The following is a 1,176-nucleotide window of genomic DNA, read 5'->3' on the forward strand; positions in this document are numbered from 1 at the left end:
AGGGAATAAGTGGCGTCGCTTTAAAATCCTTTAAAACAAAGTCATAATTTGGTTCACTACCATAACCTGCATCCGCTACTACGTAACGGAACGTGGCCTTTCTTTGTTGGACTTGATTCAAAAATGGGACTAGCGTTCTTTGGTCAGCTGGCCGTTGATTCAAATCATAAAATAGGACAAATTGATTTTGAGTACCAATCTGTAAGTTATATCCTGGTTTTAATTGACCATTTTGCATTGGATCTTCCTTCATTCGCATAAAGGTTGCATCATGATCAGTCTTAGAAAAACTGTTTCGGTTTCCCAGAATTTCAAGATAATCTTCATATTTTTGCTTCCGAGGCTTTAAATCCGAAGTAATAATATGCTTAAAATGTTTTAGTTTTCTTCGTCGTTGCTTTGATGGCGAGCCACCTTTAATGACTTTTTCTGCACTAATTTTCTGATCGAGGTCATCAATATCATGTTCTAATTCACGTTCTGCATGATCTAACTTCGCCAAAGTGCCTTCGGCATCAGTTGCTAGATTAACCTTTTCTTGAATCATGTCATCAAATAAGGCGCTAGCTTTTTCCTCTAACTTGGCATCATTTCGTTCGACGCTTTTTCGCCAAACAAAGGAGTATTTATTGGCATCTGCGACAATCTTTGTGCCATCAATAAATAACGATTCGTCATCTACTAAACCATATGCACTTAATTGTTCATGAAATTGAAGAAACATTTTTTTGATAATCCCTTTTGCTACTTGTGAAATTCGAAAGCGATTAATGCTCCGATAACTTGGGACTTCGTCCGGATTACCAATTAACCACTTCATTGGTAGGTTTTCCTCTGCCATTTCTTGGATAGCACGGCCAGAAAACGTATGACGCATATAAGCAAATAATAGGAGTTTCATCATCATCGCTGGCGAATATTTTGGTCGCCCAAACTTGTCAGCATCCGGATACAGAATTTCAGTGGGAATACTATCTACAAAATCACTAATTGAAACGACAATATGATTGGGATTAATTTTAAATTCAATTGGAAATGTTAATATGGTTTGGTTATTGTTATAATGTTTATACACGGTGGGCACCAACTTTCTTATTTTGTGGTGATTTAAGATTAACAGATTTGGGCACACCGTGCCTACATAAAATGAAAGAACCAGGAATTCAAATTCGAATT

1 protein-coding gene is annotated in these 1,176 nt (G+C 36.7%); it reads right to left on the minus strand.

The window, feature by feature from the left end:
* Nucleotides 1–1,075, minus strand: a 1,075-nt coding sequence (locus tag FD44_RS10050; RefSeq protein ID WP_133278323.1) for a transposase, incomplete at its 3' end; no start/stop codon positions are given.
* Nucleotides 1,076–1,176: the final 101 nt, after the last annotated feature.

Source organism: Secundilactobacillus malefermentans DSM 5705 = KCTC 3548 (assembly GCF_001436395.1).
In the GTDB taxonomy this organism is placed as follows: domain Bacteria; phylum Bacillota; class Bacilli; order Lactobacillales; family Lactobacillaceae; genus Secundilactobacillus; species Secundilactobacillus malefermentans.